The 16041-nt window shown below is 65.8% G+C and carries 12 protein-coding genes; 3 read left to right on the top strand and 9 right to left on the bottom strand.

The genetic code is table 11. The annotated features are described in order from the left end of the window. Window positions 1-237: 237 nt before the first annotated feature. Window positions 238-867 (bottom strand): nucleotide exchange factor GrpE, encoded by a 630-nt coding sequence (gene grpE, locus AB4136_RS32255; RefSeq protein ID WP_137900680.1) that lies wholly within the window; start codon window positions 865-867, stop codon window positions 238-240. Between the two features lie 330 nt (window positions 868-1197). Here grpE and AB4136_RS32250 point away from each other — a divergent pair, with 330 nt between their 5' ends. Continuing rightward, window positions 1198-1389: a hypothetical protein gene (locus AB4136_RS32250; RefSeq protein WP_024927197.1), complete on the top strand. Its 192-nt coding sequence runs from the start codon at window positions 1198-1200 to the stop codon at window positions 1387-1389. A 45-nt stretch (window positions 1390-1434) separates the two neighbouring features. On the opposite strand, the gene AB4136_RS32245 is transcribed toward AB4136_RS32250, so the two are convergent. The 6 genes from AB4136_RS32245 to cysG form a co-directional block, all read right to left on the bottom strand. Further along, window positions 1435-3045, bottom strand: coding sequence for a GMC family oxidoreductase N-terminal domain-containing protein (locus AB4136_RS32245; RefSeq protein ID WP_137900681.1), 1611 nt, complete (start codon window positions 3043-3045; stop codon window positions 1435-1437). Between the two features lie 685 nt (window positions 3046-3730). Further along, window positions 3731-4288, bottom strand: coding sequence for a DUF934 domain-containing protein (locus AB4136_RS32240; protein WP_441932248.1), 558 nt, complete (start codon window positions 4286-4288; stop codon window positions 3731-3733). A 168-nt stretch (window positions 4289-4456) separates the two neighbouring features. After that, window positions 4457-5221, bottom strand: coding sequence for a phosphoadenylyl-sulfate reductase (locus tag AB4136_RS32235; protein ID WP_024926756.1), 765 nt, complete (start codon window positions 5219-5221; stop codon window positions 4457-4459). Continuing rightward, complete coding sequence (locus tag AB4136_RS32230) at window positions 5196-6866, bottom strand: nitrite/sulfite reductase (protein ID WP_024926755.1); 1671 nt, start codon at window positions 6864-6866, stop codon at window positions 5196-5198. Before AB4136_RS32230 ends, AB4136_RS32235 begins: the two co-directional genes overlap by 26 nt. A 40-nt stretch (window positions 6867-6906) precedes the next feature. Further along, window positions 6907-7203: a DUF2849 domain-containing protein gene (locus tag AB4136_RS32225; protein ID WP_024926754.1), complete on the bottom strand. Its 297-nt coding sequence runs from the start codon at window positions 7201-7203 to the stop codon at window positions 6907-6909. After that, window positions 7200-8651: a siroheme synthase CysG gene (gene cysG, locus AB4136_RS32220; RefSeq protein WP_024926753.1), complete on the bottom strand. Its 1452-nt coding sequence runs from the start codon at window positions 8649-8651 to the stop codon at window positions 7200-7202. Before cysG ends, AB4136_RS32225 begins: the two co-directional genes overlap by 4 nt. Window positions 8652-9072: 421 nt before the next feature. On the opposite strand from cysG, the gene ybaL reads away from it, so the two are divergent. Next, the gene (gene ybaL, locus AB4136_RS32215) at window positions 9073-10860 is read left to right on the top strand and encodes a YbaL family putative K(+) efflux transporter (RefSeq protein WP_024926752.1); all 1788 of its coding nucleotides are present in this window, start codon (window positions 9073-9075) and stop codon (window positions 10858-10860) included. A 291-nt stretch (window positions 10861-11151) separates the two neighbouring features. Here the strand turns inward: ybaL and AB4136_RS32210 are convergent, their stop codons facing one another. Then, window positions 11152-13014 carry a chloride channel protein gene (locus AB4136_RS32210; RefSeq protein ID WP_137900682.1) on the bottom strand — a complete coding sequence of 621 codons (1863 nt, stop codon included), beginning with the start codon at window positions 13012-13014 and terminating at the stop codon, window positions 11152-11154. Window positions 13015-13080: 66 nt separating this feature from the next. On the opposite strand from AB4136_RS32210, the gene AB4136_RS32205 reads away from it, so the two are divergent. Next, on the top strand, window positions 13081-13548 hold the full coding sequence (locus AB4136_RS32205) for a MarR family winged helix-turn-helix transcriptional regulator (protein ID WP_441932246.1): 468 nt from the start codon (window positions 13081-13083) through the stop codon (window positions 13546-13548). Window positions 13549-13597: 49 nt separating this feature from the next. Here the strand turns inward: AB4136_RS32205 and AB4136_RS32200 are convergent, their stop codons facing one another. Continuing rightward, window positions 13598-15829, bottom strand: a complete 2232-nt coding sequence (locus AB4136_RS32200; protein WP_137900683.1) for a transglycosylase domain-containing protein — start codon at window positions 15827-15829, stop codon at window positions 13598-13600. Window positions 15830-16041: the final 212 nt, after the last annotated feature.

Genomic DNA, 16041 nt, shown 5'->3' with positions numbered 1-16041 from the left:
GGCAGTCGGCAGTCGGCAGTCGGCAGTCGGCAGTCGGCAGTCGGCAGTCGGCAGTCGGCAGTCGGCAGTCGGCAGTCGGCAGTCGGCAGTCGGCAGTCGGCAGTCGGCAGTCGGCAGTCGGCAGTCGGAAAAACATACCGCGATGCTGAGCCGACGCAAGCGCCCCGCCCCGACAGGCGGAAATCAATGCCTACCGCTTGTTCCGACTGCCGATTGCCGACTGCCAATTATGCCTGATCAAGCATCCTTCTCGGCCTGCTCATTGACCGGGCCCGGTTCGGTCGGCTCGGCGACCAGCTTGGGGCCGCCCTTGGACACGCCGACCATGGCCGGGCGCAGCACGCGTTCGCCGATCGAATAACCCGGCTGCACCACCTGCACGACGGTATTGGCCGGCACTGCCGGGTTCGGCACTTCGAACATCGCCTGGTGGAAGTTCGGGTCGAACTTTTCGCCCTGCGGCTCCAGCTTCTTGACGCCGTGGCGTTCCAGCGCGCCGAGCATGGCCCGCTCGGTGATGTCGACGCCTTCGATCAGCGCCTTGAAACCGGCATCGCCGGAGGCCTTGGCTTCCGCTGGGATCGCTTCCAGCGTGCGGGCGAGATTGTCCGAAACCGACAGCATGTCGCGCGCGAAATTGGCGATCGCATAGCTGCGCGCATCCTGCACGTCGCGCGCGGTGCGCCGGCGCAGGTTCTCCATCTCGGCCGCGGTGCGCAGCGCCCGGTCCTTCAGCTCTTCGTTTTCCTTGATGAGGCGCACCAACGCTTCATAGTCGCCTTCGACGCCGCCTTCGGTGCGTTCCGCCTCGGCTTCCGCCGCCTCAATATCCTCAGGCGCGCGTTGGTCTTTTGCCTGGTCGCTCATCGCCGTTTCCCGTCATGTCGATTGGTTCTGGATTTGTGCCCGATATCGAGGTTTGCCACTGAAAAATCAAGGGCAAAGACCGAACGCGCCGACAGGCCGGGTATCGGGGGATACGACGATTTAAGTCAAATTTTACCCTGTTCCCGTTCGGCGCTTGCCAAATTGTCGCTGTCCAGGAACGATTCAGCGGCGGGGGAGTTTCAAGGCCGACTACTGCATCGGCCAGAAAATCGGAATCGATTTTCGGTAGGCACGATGCAGCAGATACAAAGTGTTAGAGCGTCCTTTGCACGTCCAATTGGACGCGCTGCGCTCTAGGGATTTGAGACCATGCCACGCACCAACGCAGCCAAACGCGACCAGCTGACGACCCAGATCAGGCGGCAGTTCACGGACCGTTCGACGCAGCGTTTCCTACATGCGCTGCCGGCCTTCAGGGTCGTGAACGAGATTCCCGAACCGCTCCGCACCCTTCTGGAGCGGCTCGACGCGCAGGAAAGCCGCGCGCAGCACCAGCGCTGAGAGAACGCCCTCGCCTCGAACCGGCGAACCGATGATGCGACCGCTTCAGGCGGCCGCGACCTTCATCATGTCCGCCGCTTTCTCGGCGATCATGATGGTCGGCGCATTGGTGTTGCCGCCGATCAGCGTCGGCATCACCGAGGCGTCGACGACGCGCAGGCCGGAAAGCCCCCGAACGCGCAGTTGCGGATCGACCACGGCCATGTCGTCCGTGCCCATGCGACAGGTGCCGACCGGGTGATAGATGGTGTCGGCGCGAGCGCGGATATGGCTCATCAGCTCGGCATCGCTGGTCGCTCCGGCCGAATAGAGTTCCTTGTCGCGATATCTGGCGAGCGCTGGCGCTGCCAGGATCGAGCGCATCATCTTTGTTCCCTTGAGCAGCAGCGCCGCGTCGCGCTCGTCGGAGAGATAGCGCGGATCGATGCTTGGCGCGGCCAGCGGATCGGCACTGGCCAGCGTCACCTCGCCGCGCGAATGCGGCCTGAGCACACAGACATGGCATGAGAAGCCGTAACCCATATGCAGCTTGCGGCCGTGATCGTCGACGATGGCGATGACGAAATGCAATTGCAGGTCCGGCCGCTCCTGCGACGGGTCGGACTTCAGGAAGGCGCCGCCCTCGGCATAGGGCGTGGCGATCATGCCGGTGCCGTCCCTGCGCCATTGCAGGATGTTTTTCACCAGATTGACCGTGCCCTTGGCGCCGAGGCCGAACATGTCGGTCTCACGGGACTTCCAGGAGATGATGAAATCCAGATGGTCCTGCAGGTTCTTGCCGACGCCGGGCAAATCGTGCGCCGAAGCCACGCCCCGCCCAGCCAGCTCGTCGGCCGGGCCGATGCCGGAAAGCAGAAGCAGTTGCGGCGAGCCGAAGGCGCCGCCCGACGCCACCACCTCGCGGGCGGCCTGGGCAAAGGCCTCGCCATTGGCGGTGCGGTAGCGCACGCCGATCGCCCGCTTGCCGTCCAGCATGATGCCGGTGGCGTGCGCCCCGGTCACCACCGTCAGGTTCTTGCGCCCCATCGCCGGATGCAGATAGGCGGCCGCCGCCGAACAGCGTTCACCGTTGCGCCTTTCGCCCCAGAACTGCGTGACCTGATAGAGCCCCGCCCCTTCCTGTTCCTCACCGTTGAAATCCTCGTTCAGCCGGATCTGGTTCTCGCCGCAGGCCGCGACGAAGGCGCGGCTGAGCGGGCGCGGGCTTTGCTGTTCGCCGACCCGCAGCGGCCCCTCGCCGCCATGCAGCGCATCGGCACCGCGCTGGTTGCCCTCGGCGCGCTTGAAATAGGGCAGCACCTCGTCCCACGACCAACCGGTGCAGCCGGCCTCGGCCCAGTCGTCATAGTCGTCGCGATGGCCGCGAATATAGAGCATGGCGTTGATGGCGCTCGACCCGCCCAGCGCCTTGCCGCGCGGCTGGTAGCCCTTGCGCCCGTTGAGGCCCGGCTGCGGTACCGTCTCGAACGCCCAGTTCTTGATTTTCGGCCGCCCCGGCAACAGCGCCACGACGCCAGCCGGCGCCCGGATCAGCATGTCCTTGCCTTCGCCGCCAGCCTCCAGCAGGCACACGCTCACCGCCGGATCCTCCGAAAGCCGCGCCGCGAGCACCGATCCCGCCGAGCCGCCGCCGGCGATGACATAGTCGAACTTCATGCTGGCCTCCCCGGGCTGCCGGCGGATATTTCCGTCCGGAAGCCAAAGAGAAGACCCAAACGCCAGGGTTGTAAAGGGATGCAACCCGCTACCGGGGTTGGACTTTGGGCCGGTCCGCTCGGTGGCCCACCGTCGCTTGTGGCGGCAGGTCATCGCATGGACGCTGGAGGTCGAAGGCTCCACCCGGTTTTGCCGTCGCCTCCTGCACCGCAGCGGTTTTCGCCGGCGTTCCGGCATGGATTCCCGACACTCTCCGGTCGCTTCGCTCCCTCACGAGGTCGGGAATGACAGAGTTTTGTTTGCGACCTGCGCTACCTGTCTATGTCGGCGTTGGGTGCCGGCACTGTTGGTGCCAGCACGATGCACCTATTCGCATCACGCGGCCTGCGCTGCCGAGCACGTACGCTGATCCGCTGACAGGTAGCGAAGACGAGAAAAAGAGTTCCGTCATTCCCGACCTCGCGAGCGACCGCAGGGAGCGGAGAGTGTCGGGAATCCATGCCGGAACGCCGGCGGAAGGGTGCAATCCGAGCGAAGACGCTCAGAGACCGTTTGGAAAATTGATCAGGCTGCGGCGAAAATGGCGAGGAGCGAGCACCGAAGCGGAGCGTACTTTCAGTACGTGAGCATCGGAGCGCAGCTGCTCGTCATTTGCAGCCCGGCATCATCTATTTCCGACGGTCTCTCAGTTCGGCGTGCGGCGCCAGCTGTAACCACCCGTCGGCGCGGATGCCTTTGCCGCCGGCTGGTAATAGAGCGGCAGGCCGTCAAGGCGGCCTTCTTCCAGGCGCTTCAGGAGCACCGGGTTCGTCACCTCGAACTCGTCGAAGCCGACACGCAGCATGTGCGGCAGCTGGTCGACCAGCACCTGGCCGGTCGCCCTGACCGCGCCCTCGAAACCATGGCGGCTGCGCAACAATTCGGCCTTGGAGAAGGAGCGCCCGTCGCTGAAGGCCGGGAAGGCCAGCGCCACCAGCGAAAGCTGGTCGAGGAGGCCGACGATCTTGTCGAGCTGGTCGCCCGGCAGCAAGGCGACGCCGAGGCGCTCCTTGGCCGATTTCCGCACCTGCGGGTCCAGATCGAGGAACGCCTGCAGCGGCAGGATGAAACGACCGTTGCCCGAAAGCGCATCGGCGGTTTCGGCATGGGTCCAATCGTCCTCGCGGAACCCCTTCTGGGTCCACAGACGCGGTGCCGGCGCGGTGCCGGCCTCGGATTTGATCTCGGTCATGAAGGCGAGCATATGGCTTATTCTCGGGCTAGTTTCCAGTGGAGTCTCCTCTCCCCGTTCACGGGGAGAGGATGCCAGCAGGCAGGTGAGGGGCATCGGTGACATTGCGAAGGTTGGCGCCGCCCCTCATCCGGTCCTTCGGACCACCTTCTCCCCGTGAACGGGGAGAAGGGGTTGGAGCTAAAGCGACGCATCCGTCAGCGACTTCTCCAGTCCGGAGAGATGAATGCCGCACTCGGTCTTGGCGTGGCCCGCCCAGCGGCCGGAGCGCGCGTCCTCGCCCGGCTGCACCGGCTGCGTGCACGGGAAGCAGCCGATCGACAGATAGCCGTAGGCGACCAGCGGATTTTCGCGCAGCGCATGCTGGCGCATATAGTCGGCCTGGTCGGCGGTGGTCCAACGCGCCAGCGGGTTGATGCGGATGCGCGAGCCGACCGCCTCGAACACCGGCAGCGCGGCGCGGGTCGACGCCTGGAAGCGCTTGCGGCCGGTGAACCATGCCCGGTACGGCTCGACGCCGCGCGCCATCGGCTCCACCTTGCGCACGTCGCAGCAGGCGTCTGTGTCGGTCTCGTGCAGCCTGCCGGTCGGGTCGATACGGGCAAGTGCCGCCGCCTCGGGCGACACCACCTGGATGTTGGTCAGGCCGAAATCGGCGGCGAGCGCGTCGCGATAATCGAGCGTTTCCTCGAAATGCTTACCGGTGTCGAGGAAGATCACCGGCATGTGCCGGTCGACAGCGGCGATCATGTGCAGCAGCACGGCCGAATCCGCGCCGAAGGAGGACACGGCGGCGATGCCGTCCGCGAAAAGCTCCCGCGCCGACCGCTCGATCACGGCGCGCGCATCAAGATGGCCGTACAGCGCGTCGAACGCGGCGGCTTGCGCCGCCACCCCGCCCTCGGCGGGAGCGGCCTGGTCAAGCGGCCTTGGCTTCGCCAGCATAAAGCGCCTCCTTGAACGGCGCCGGCCCGACGCGGCGATAGGCATCGAGAAATTTTTCCTTGGCGTCGAGGCGGATCGAGAGATAGGTCTCCACCACCGTCTCGATGGCGTCGGTAATCTCGTCCGGACCAAAACCGCGGCCGATGATTTCGCCAACCGTCGTGTGTTCGTCGGCCGAGCCGCCGAGCGTCACCTGGTAAAGCTCCGCGCCCTTCTTCTCGACGCCGAGAATGCCGATATGGCCGACATGGTGGTGGCCGCAGGCATTGATGCAACCAGAAATCTTCAGCTTCAATTCGCCGATGTCGCGCTGCCGCTCCAGCGACGCGAAACGCTTGGAGATGTTCTGCGCCACGATGATCGAGCGGGCATTGGCCAGCGCGCAATAATCGAGACCCGGGCAGGCGATGATGTCGGAGATCAGGTCGGAATTGGCGGTCGCCAGACCGATCTCGACCAGCTGGTCATAGATCGCCTTCAGGTCGGCCCGCGCCACATGCGGCAGGATCAGGTTCTGCTCGTGGCTGACGCGCACCTCGTCGAACGCATAGGTCTCGGCAAGGTCGGCCACCGCGTCCATCTGGCTGTCGGAGGCATCGCCCGGTACTTCGCCGATGCCTTTGAGCGAGATCGTCACCGCCGCATAGTCGGGATTGCGGTGGGTGACGACGTTCTGGTCGAGCCATTCGCCGAAGCTGCGCGAATCCAGCCTTGCCAGCTTGACCGCCTGGTCGCCTTCCGGCCGCGCCGGCAGCACCGGCGGCGCGAAATAGGCGTCGATCGCCTTGATGTCGGCTTCCGGCAGCGTCAGCTCGCCATCCTTCAGCTCGGCCCATTCGGCCTCGACCTGACGCGTGAATTCCTCGACGCCGGTCTCGTGCACCAGGATCTTGATGCGCGCCTTGTATTTGTTGTCGCGGCGTCCGTGCAGATTGTACACGCGCAGGATCGCCGTGCAGTAGGACAGAAGATGCTCCTCGGGGAGGAAGTCGTTGATCTTCTTGGCCACCATCGGCGTGCGGCCCTGGCCGCCGCCGACATAGACGGCAAAACCGAGCTCGCCGGCCGCGTTCTTCTTCAGATGCAGGCCGATATCGTGCGTCTGGATGGCGGCGCGGTCGCGCTCGGCACCCGTCACCGCGATCTTGAACTTGCGCGGCAGGTAGGAGAATTCCGGATGCACGGACGACCATTGCCGAAGGATCTCGGCATAGGGGCGCGGATCGGCGGCCTCGTCGGCGGCGGCGCCGGCGAAATGGTCGGCGGTGACGTTGCGGATGCAGTTGCCGCTGGTCTGGATCGCGTGCATCTCGACCGAGGCGAGGTCGGCCAGGATCGCCGGGATATCGGACAGCGCCGGCCAGTTGAACTGGATGTTCTGGCGCGTGGTGAAATGGCCGTAGCCCTTGTCGTATTTGCGCGCGATGTGGGCCAGCATCCTCATCTGCTTCGACGACAGCGTGCCATAGGGCACGGCGATGCGCAGCATATAGGCATGCAGCTGCAGATAGACGCCGTTCATCAGGCGCAGCGGCCGGAACTGATCCTCGGTGATCTCGCCTGCAAGGCGGCGCTCGACCTGGTCGGTGAACTGCGCGACGCGGGCCTGCACGAACTGATGGTCGAACTCGTCGTAACGGTACATGTCTTAATCCTCCGAGTGCCGAAGCACCCGCTTGTCGTGGTCAGGCCGCGTTCGGGCGGGCCTGTTTGCCGAGATCGTTGCGGTTGGTGGGGCCGGTCGCGCGGATCCGTTCGCGCAGGCGCAGCGGTTCGATAACGCCGTCGACGACGTCGACGTCGATCAGGTTGACGTCGACAACCTCGTTGGCGGCGAAGGCGGCGGCGCCGATCGCTTCCAGCCGCTCCTCGGCCGTCTTGTCGCCAGCCACTTCCGACTTGTCGATCGTCTCGGCCCAGGCGCCGCCGGCATACCAGACGGCCTCGCCGTCGGTGAGGCGGTTCGCGGTCAGGATCTTCATGATACGGCTCCTTCGACGGCAGCCAGCACCGCCTCGTTGTGTCTGTGGGCGGCAAGCGGCTCGGAACGCTCGAAATTGGCGCCGGCAACCGCGTCGCCGATAATGGTCATGACCGGGCCGGTCAGGTCGCTACGCGCCTCCAGCGAAGGCAGGTCGGCCAGAGTGCCATGGAAGCGGCGGCGCCCGACAAGGCTGGCGTTCTCGACCACGGCGACGGCGGTGTCAGGCGACAACCCGGCTTCGATCAGCCGCCCGGCGACGTCGGCAGCAACGGTGCGGCCCATATAGACGGCGACGGTGGCGCCGGAGATGGCGAGCTTCGCCCAGTCCGGCAGCGAGCCGCCCTTGAGGTCGTGACCGGTGGTGAAGACCATCGAGGAAGTGACGCCGCGCAGAGTCAGCGGCAGTTCGAAATCGGCGGCGGCGGCGAAGGCGGCGGTCACGCCCGGCACGACCTCGTAGGAAATGCCGGCCTCGCGCAACGCCGCCATCTCCTCGCCGGCGCGGCCGAACACCAGCGGATCGCCCGATTTCAGGCGCACCACGCGCCGGCCTTCGCGGCCAAGCGAAACCAGCAGCGCGTTGATTTCCGACTGCGACTTGGAATGGCAGCCCTTGCGCTTGCCGACCGGCAGGCGCTCGGCGTCGCGGCGGCCCATGGCCACCACCGCTTCCGGCACCAGCGCGTCGAACACGATGACGTCGGCTTCCATCAACAGACGCTGGGCGCGCAGGGTCAAAAGGTCTTCCGCGCCCGGACCGGCGCCGACCAGCGCAATGTGGCCGCTGAAGGCGGTATTGGAGAGCAGCAGTTTCGAGGCGGCATCATGCGCGGCCGACAAATCGCCGGCTTCCGCCGCGCGCGCCGGCGAGCCGGCGAAGAAATCCGCCCAGAACCGCCGGCGGCGATTGCCCTTGGGCAGGAGCTTTTCGGCGGCGCCGCGGAAGGTGGCGGCAAGGGCGGCCAGCGGACCGAGCGACGGTGAAAGCAATTGATCGATGCGTGCGCGGATCATCTGCGCCAGCACCGGACCGGCTCCTTCGGTGCCGATGGCGACCGCGACGGGCGCGCGGTTGACCAGCGCCGGCGTGAAGAAATCGCACAATTCCGGCCGGTCGACCGCGTTGACGGGAATGTTTTTGGCCCGCGCATCCTGCGCAATGCGCCGGTCGAACGCCTCGTCGCCGGTCGCTGCAAAAACCAGCACCGCACCCGCCAGGTGTTCGCTGCGATAGGTATCGGCGATGCGGGAAGCGCCGTTTTCGGAGATCCAGGCAAGCAGCGCCGGCTCGGCACGGTCCGCCACGATGCGCAAGCTGGCGCTCGACTGGCCGATCAGCCGCGCCTTGGCCAGCGCCTCTTCGCCGCCGCCGACGATGACCACGGCTTGCCCTTCCACCCGCATGAAAACGGGAAAGGCATTAAGCTTGGGCACGGTATGCGGCATTGCGGTAAGACCCTGAACAGTCTGGCATTTCTAACCGCAACCGGAAAAGTTCAGAAGGAACGCACTCGCGCACCCGGCAATTGAAGGCAATCGCTTTTCTGAAAGCTCAAGGGGCCGGAGAATAATTTTCTAGCGCGCGACAATAGCGGCGCGCCCGAGCCTGCCTCTCCCCCGATAAGCGGCATGTTTAGCGGTGGCGAGCCCTCGCCGCAAAACAGATTTTTCTAATTTCTATCTATTTAGTAGAATTAAGGGGCGCCACCTCGTGCGACCGGCAGCGCCGGCAAACGTCACGCCACATGCATTTTCTGAGGCCACGCGGGTTGCACGGCACCGCCCCCGTCCCCATTATGGAAAAAGGCGGCGGCTCAGGGCGGCGCTCATCCGACATCGTCAAATTTCGAAAGGCGCTCCATCGTCCATGCCGCATGACACCCCCCTTATCGCTACCATCGTCGTCGGTCTGGGGTTGGCATTCGTCTTTGGCGCCATAGCCAATCGTTTCCGCATCCCGCCATTGGTCGGCTATCTGCTGGCCGGTATCCTTGTCGGCCCGAACACGCCCGGTTTCGTCGCCGACCAGGGGCTGGCGCTGGAACTGGCCGAGATCGGCATTATTCTGCTGATGTTTGGCGTCGGCCTGCATTTTTCGCTGAAGGACCTTTTGTCCGTACGCGCCATCGCCGTGCCCGGCGCCGTGGTGCAGATCGGCTTCGCCACCCTGCTCGGCTGGGGTCTGGCCTGGATACTCGGCTGGTCGCTCGGCGCCGGCCTTGTCTTCGGCCTGGCGCTTTCGGTGGCCAGCACCGTGGTGCTGTTGCGCGCGCTTCAGGAACGGCGGCTGGTCGAGACCGAGCGCGGCCGCATCGCCGTCGGCTGGCTGATCGTCGAGGACCTCGCCATGGTGCTGGCGCTGGTGCTCCTGCCGGCGCTGGCCGGTGTGCTCGGCGGCGTCGAGCAGGCGCCCGCACCCGGCGGCTTCTACGGGCTGGCAGCCGATTACGGTGTCTGGGGCGTTGTCGGCGTCACGCTGGCCAAGGTCGTCGCCTTTGTCGTTCTGATGCTGGTGGTCGGGCGCCGGGTCATCCCTTGGATCCTGCACTATGTCGCCCACACCGGCTCGCGCGAATTGTTCCGCCTCGCCGTGCTGGCGGTGGCGCTCGGCGTCGCCTTCGGCGCGGCCAAGCTGTTCGGCGTGTCGCTGGCGCTCGGCGCCTTCTTCGCCGGCATGGTGATGAGCGAGTCCGAGCTCAGCCACCGCGCGGCGGAGGAATCGCTGCCGCTGCGCGATGCCTTCTCGGTGCTGTTCTTCGTCTCGGTCGGCATGATGTTCGATCCGTTCAGCATCATGCAGCACATCGGACCGGTGCTGGCGACGCTGTTCATCATCGTCATCGGCAAATCGCTGGCCGCCTTCGCCATCGTCATCCTGTTCGGCTACCCGATCGCCACCGCGCTGATCATTTCCGCCAGTCTCGCGCAGATCGGCGAATTCTCCTTCATCCTGGCCGAGCTCGGCGTCGGCCTGAAGCTCTTGCCGGAGGAAGGCCGGGATCTCATCCTGGTCGGCGCGATCCTGTCCATCATCCTCAATCCTGTGATGTTCTTCCTCGTCGACCGGCTGCGGCCCTGGCTTGAGCAGCGGCGCGGCGCGGAAGGCGCGGCGGCGGCTTCGACACCGATCGGCCCGGCGACAACGCCGGGACAGGTCGCCACCACCGGCGAAAAGCCGGAGGAGGATGGCCCTCCCCCGCCGACCACCCTAACCGGCCACACCATCCTGATCGGTTATGGCCGGGTCGGCAGCCTGGTCGGCGTCGCCCTGAGAGAGGCCAACGAGCCGTTCCTGGTCATCGAGGATGCCGACAAGACCGTGACGCGGCTGAAGGCGGACGGCGTCGAGACCGTGGTCGGCAATGCCGCCAAGGAAGATGTTTTCGCCGCCGCCAATGCGGCACGCGCCAAGCGGCTGATCCTCGCCATTCCCAACGCCTTCGAAGCCGGCCGCATCGCGCTTCTGGCCCGTGCCGCCAATGCCGACATCGACATCGTCGCCCGTGCCCATTCCGACGCCGAGGTGGAACATCTGCAGGGCCTCGGCGCCACCACCGTCATCATGGGCGAGCGCGAGATCGCACGCGGCATCGTCGAGGCGGTGCTGAAACCGGAGCCGAGCCGGCCGGCGGGCGAGCCGATAATCGCCAGCTAGAGCTTGCTATGGACGATCTGTCCAGGCTCGCTCCTCCTCCCCTCAAAGCGGGCTGCCGCATGTCGTGGCAGATGTGGCAGCGCGTCCCTTCTCCCCTTGCGGGAGAAGGTGGATCGGCGCGTAGCGCCGAGACGGATGAGGGGTGTTGGAAGAAATGGGGCCATGCACCGTCTAGCATCCCACCCGATGTTGGTTTGCGAATGAGTAAGGTTGTACTCCGTCCAGCACCCCTCATCCGACCTCGCCTTCGGCTCGGCCACCTTCTCCCACAAGGGGAGAAGGGACCTGCGTCTAAGGCCTGACCGTCTTTGCCTTCTCGACCCGGCCGACCTTCCGCTGTCCCACAAGCAGCCTGGCGCGGTCGCGCTCCTCGGCGGTGCGGCGCGCCCGTGCCGCCAAAAGATCCTTGCGGGCGACGAGGCCGACCAGCCTGCCCGCGGCATCCACTACCGGAACCCGGCCGATGCCGCTTTCGGCCATGCGGTCGGCGAGATGGCCGACCAGTTCGTTCGGGCTGCCGAACAAAAGGTTCGGGTCGAGCACGTCCTCGAGGATCGCCTCGCGATCGGGCGCCTGATTTTGGCCAAACCAGGCCAGCACGTCGCCGCGTGAGACCATGGCGATGACGACGCCGTCCTCGGTGACGACGGGATAGCTCTTGTGGCGGTGCTCGGTGCTCATGAAATAATCGATCGTCTGGCCGACGCTCCATGACGCGTCGACCGCGTCCGGTTCCTTCACCATCACGTCCTTGACCCAGGTCTGCTCGAAGGGATCGGCCTGGTATTCGCGCGTGATGTGCAGGCCGCGCCGGGCGATCTTCTCCGTCAGGATCGAACGCTTGAGCAGCAGCACCGTGGTGGCGTAGGCGATGGCGCAGGCAATCAACAGAGGCAGCAGCGCGTGCTGGTCGCCCGTCAGCTCGACGCCGAACAGCGTTGCCGTCAGCGGCGCGCGCATGGTACCGCCCATCATGGCAGCCATGCCGAGCAACGCCCAGAAACCGACATCGGCCTGCGGCAGCATCGGCGTCAGCAAGGCGCCGAGCGCGCCGCCGAAGATCAGCAATGGCGCCAGCACGCCGCCCGACGTGCCGGACCCCAGCGCCACCGCCCAGATGATGGCTTTCACCACCAGAAGCAGCAGCGCCGCCTTGAAGACGAGGTCGCCGGACAGGAGATGGCGGATGTTGTCGTAGCCGACGCCGAGCGCCGACGGCTCGATCAGCCCGCCGATGCCGACGACGAGGCCACCGATCATCGGCCACCACATCCAATGGATCGGAAGTTTCTGGAACAGGTCCTCCGAGCCATAGACCATCGCTGTCAGCAGGCCGGAGCCCAGCCCCATGATCAGCCCGACGGACATCCACGACAGGAAGGCCGGCACCGAGGGCGCCATCTGGCCGGCATAGGCAAACAGCGGCGCCGGGTCGAGCAGCAGCGTGCGTTCGGCTGCCGCCACCGCCGCGGCAACGACGACGGGCAGGAAGCTGCGCGGTTTCCATTCGAACAGAAGCAGTTCCACCGCCAGAAGCACGGCGGCAAGCGGCGTGCCGAAGATCGCGGTCATGCCGGCAGCGGCGCCCGCCACCAGCAGCGCCTTGCGTTCGCCGGAACTCAAATGGATCGTCTGCGCGATCAGCGAGCCAACGGCGCCGCCGGTCATGATGATCGGGCCTTCGGCGCCGAACGGACCGCCGGTGCCGATCGAGATCGCCGAGGACAGCGGCTTCAGCACGGCAACCTTGGCGCTGATGCGGCTCTTGCCGATCAGGATAGCCTCAATCGCCTCGGGTATGCCGTGGCCGCGGATCTTTTCCGAGCCGAACCGCGCCATCAGGCCGATGATCAGGCAGCCGACCACCGGCACCAAAACCATCCCCCAACCGAGCGGCGAACCGGAGATCGGCAGCGCTTCCAGCGACAGCTGCCCGTAATAGGCGATGTTGGTGCAGAGCGTGATCAGCCTGAGCAGAACCCAGGCCGTGCCGACCGCCGCTGTGCCGACGACGACAGCGACCGCCATCAGCATCAGCACGCGCGTGTCGGCGGTAAAGTCGCCGGGTCGCGGCAAAGCGTGCTGGGCCGAGGGCGGGAGCGGCCGGGCGCGCGTGGCATCGGCTGGCTTGTCGGTCTGGGTGGATATAGGCATATGGGCTTCAATCGCTGATGAGTTTATATCGCACTACGATATAATTTCGGGAAAGGAAACGATCCGGTGATCAAAAAAACCGAACCGGGCTCCGTTCGGCCTCATCCGGCAGACCCGGGCGAGGTCGACTATCGTTCGCTCGCCGAATTCCGCTATGCGATCCGAAAGTTCCTGGCGTTCAGCGAGACGGCGGCCGGCGAGGCCGGCCTGACCGCCCAGCAGCATCAGGCCATCCTCACCATCAAGGGGCTGGGCGAAGGCGACGGCCTGTCCGTGGGCGAGCTGGCGACACGGCTACTGGTGCGGCATCACACCGCCGCCGAGCTCGCCAACCGGCTGGAGGAAGCGGGTCTGGTCAAGCGCCGGCAGGACCCGAATGACGGCCGGCGCGTACTGCTGGCGCTGACGCCGGAGGGCGAAAGGCGCCTGTTATCCCTCTCCAGCATGCATCTCGACGAAATCGGCCTGATGGCGCCGCAGCTCGTTTCCATCCTGGCCAGGCTGAGCGGCAGCCGCGAAGAAACCGCCGGCTAGGGCGAAGGCACAAAACCTGGGGCTGGCCAACGGTCTCGCCGGCGGCGCCTCAGCCGCCGCTCAAAATGTCGAGGATCGAGGTTCCGCGCTTCTTCGTCGGCCCGCCGACATCGCCCGGCGGCACCGGATGATCGATCGAAGCGGTGCTGCCGTCGTCGCTCGGCATGGCAACGCCGTTCCGCTGGCCGGTCTGGCGCACCGCCCGCTGCGGCTGCGAAGCCGAAGCCGTCGGCACCGCCTGCCCGGGTATCGGCGCCGGCGGCTCGATGTTGAGCGGGATGTCGTCCTGCACGATCGCGTCGGACGGCGTCGAGCGCCAGGTGCCGGGCAGCGGCTTCACCGGCACGCCCTGATGCGCGGCCATCATGAATTCGTGCCAGGCCTGCGCCGGCAGCGCGCCGCCGGTGACGTTCTTCATCGCCGTTCCGTCATCGTTGCCGAACCAGACACCCGTGGTCAGATTGGCCGTGTAGCCGACGAACCAGGCGTCGCGCGAATTCTGGCTGGTGCCGGTCTTGCCGGCCGACGGCCAGCCGAAGGCCGCCTTCTTGGCGGTGCCGACCTCCACCGTGCCCGACATCATCGAATTCATCATACCGATGATCTCGGTGCGGGCCACGCGCGGCGCGGTCGCTTCCTTGGCCTGGTAGAGCACCTTGCCGTTGCCGTCGGTGATGCGGCGCACGAAATGCACGTCCGGCCGGTAGCCGCCATTGGCGAAAGGCACATAGGCCGAGGTCAGTTCCAGCGGCGTCACTTCCGAAGTGCCGAGCGCGATGGCCGTGTTGTTCTGCAGGTCGGACTGGATGCCCATGCGATGCGCCGTATCGATGACGGCGTTCGGCCCGACCTCCATGGTCAGCTGCGCCGCGACCGAGTTGAGCGATTTCGCCAATGCCGTCGCCAGCGTGACCTTGCCGTAATATTTGCCCTTGAAATTGTCGGGCGACCAGTTGCCGATGCGGATCGGCGCGTCGTTGCGGACGCTGTCGGGCGTGCGGCCGGCCTCCAGCGCCGTCATGTAGACGAAGGGCTTGAAGGCGGAGCCCGGCTGGCGCCGCGCTTCCGAGGCGCGGTTGAACTGGCTGGTCGCGTAGTCGTAGCCGCCGACCATGGCGCGCACCGCGCCCGAATTGTCGATCGACACCAGCGCGCCCTGGCTGACATTGAGCTTCTTGCCATTGGCGTCGATCAGGTCGCGGATCGATTTCTCGGCGAGCTTCTGCAAGTTCATGTCGATGGTGGTTTCGACGACGACGTCGCCGCGCACGTCGCCGATCAGGTCCGGCAACTCCTCCACCACGGTGTCGGCGACATAGTTTTCCGAACCGGTCCAGTAGGACGGCGCGCGCACCGCGGGTGCCGCCATCGCCGTCTTCAGCTCCTTGTCGCTGATCATGCCTTCGTCGCGCATCACGCCCAGCACGACCTGCGCCCTGCCCTCGGCCGCCTTCGGGTCGCGCGCCGGCGAAAAGCGCGACGGCGCCTTGAGCAGGCCGGCCAAGAGTGCTGCTTCCGACAGCGTCACGTCGCGGGCGCTTTTGCCGAAATAACGGCGCGACGCCGCCTCGACACCATGCGCGCCGGAACCGAAATAGACCCGGTTCAGGTACATTTCGAGGATCTGGTCCTTGGTGTGCTTGTGCTCCAGCCAGATCGCCAGAAGCACCTCCTGCACCTTGCGCTCCAAGGTGCGGTCCGGCGTCAGGAACAGGTTCTTGGCAAGCTGCTGGGTCAGCGTCGAACCGCCCTGGCGCAGACGCCCGCCGAGAAGATTGGTGAACACGGCGCGGGAAAAGCCGATCGGGTCGATGCCGTAATGCGAATAGAAGCGCCGGTCCTCGATGGCGATGACGGCCTCGGGAATGTAGCGCGACATCTCGTTGAGGCCGACAGCCTCGCCGCCGCTCATGCCGCGGTTGGCGACAAGCTGTCCCTCGACGTCGACGATCTTGATGTTGGGCGCGCGGTCCGGCACGCTCCAGGTCGTCGCCGCCGGCATCTTGGCGCCGTAATAGATGACGATGCCGGCACCGGCGATGCCGCCCCAGATGGCCAGCACGAAACACCAGTAGACGAGCCTGGCCAACAGCCCCATGCGGCCGCGCTTGCGCCGGCCGCCACGGGCCGCCTTCGCCTTGGCGCTGCCACGCTTTTTGGAGGATTTCCGGTTTCCCGGCACGACGCGATCCTCTTCACCGACCGAAAAACCAGCCGAGGCAGGCGTTTTCGCCGTCCCCTCGAAGCTGGGTTCGATGCGTCTGTCCCTGCGGTCCGCCATGCGCTGCCGATAGTCCCGATGCCGATGGCGCTCCCGTTGCAGAGTAGATACGGCGGTTTAAGGGCGCGTTAAGAGCCTAAAAATCGAAACAAAGGAAAATCAAAGAGTTAAGGTAAGACCACCTGTTGAATGTCGGCAGAACTTCGACCCTGGCGCCAGCGGGAACAAACAATCCACCGCCCTCCCGGCTCTTTATCGTCTGGTAACCACAC

The sequence above is a fragment of the Mesorhizobium sp. 2RAF21 genome, assembly GCF_052115345.1.
Taxonomy (GTDB): domain Bacteria; phylum Pseudomonadota; class Alphaproteobacteria; order Rhizobiales; family Rhizobiaceae; genus Mesorhizobium; species Mesorhizobium terrae.
The sequence above is the reverse complement of the archived record's forward strand: the minus strand, read 5'-3'. Positions and strand labels throughout refer to the sequence as shown.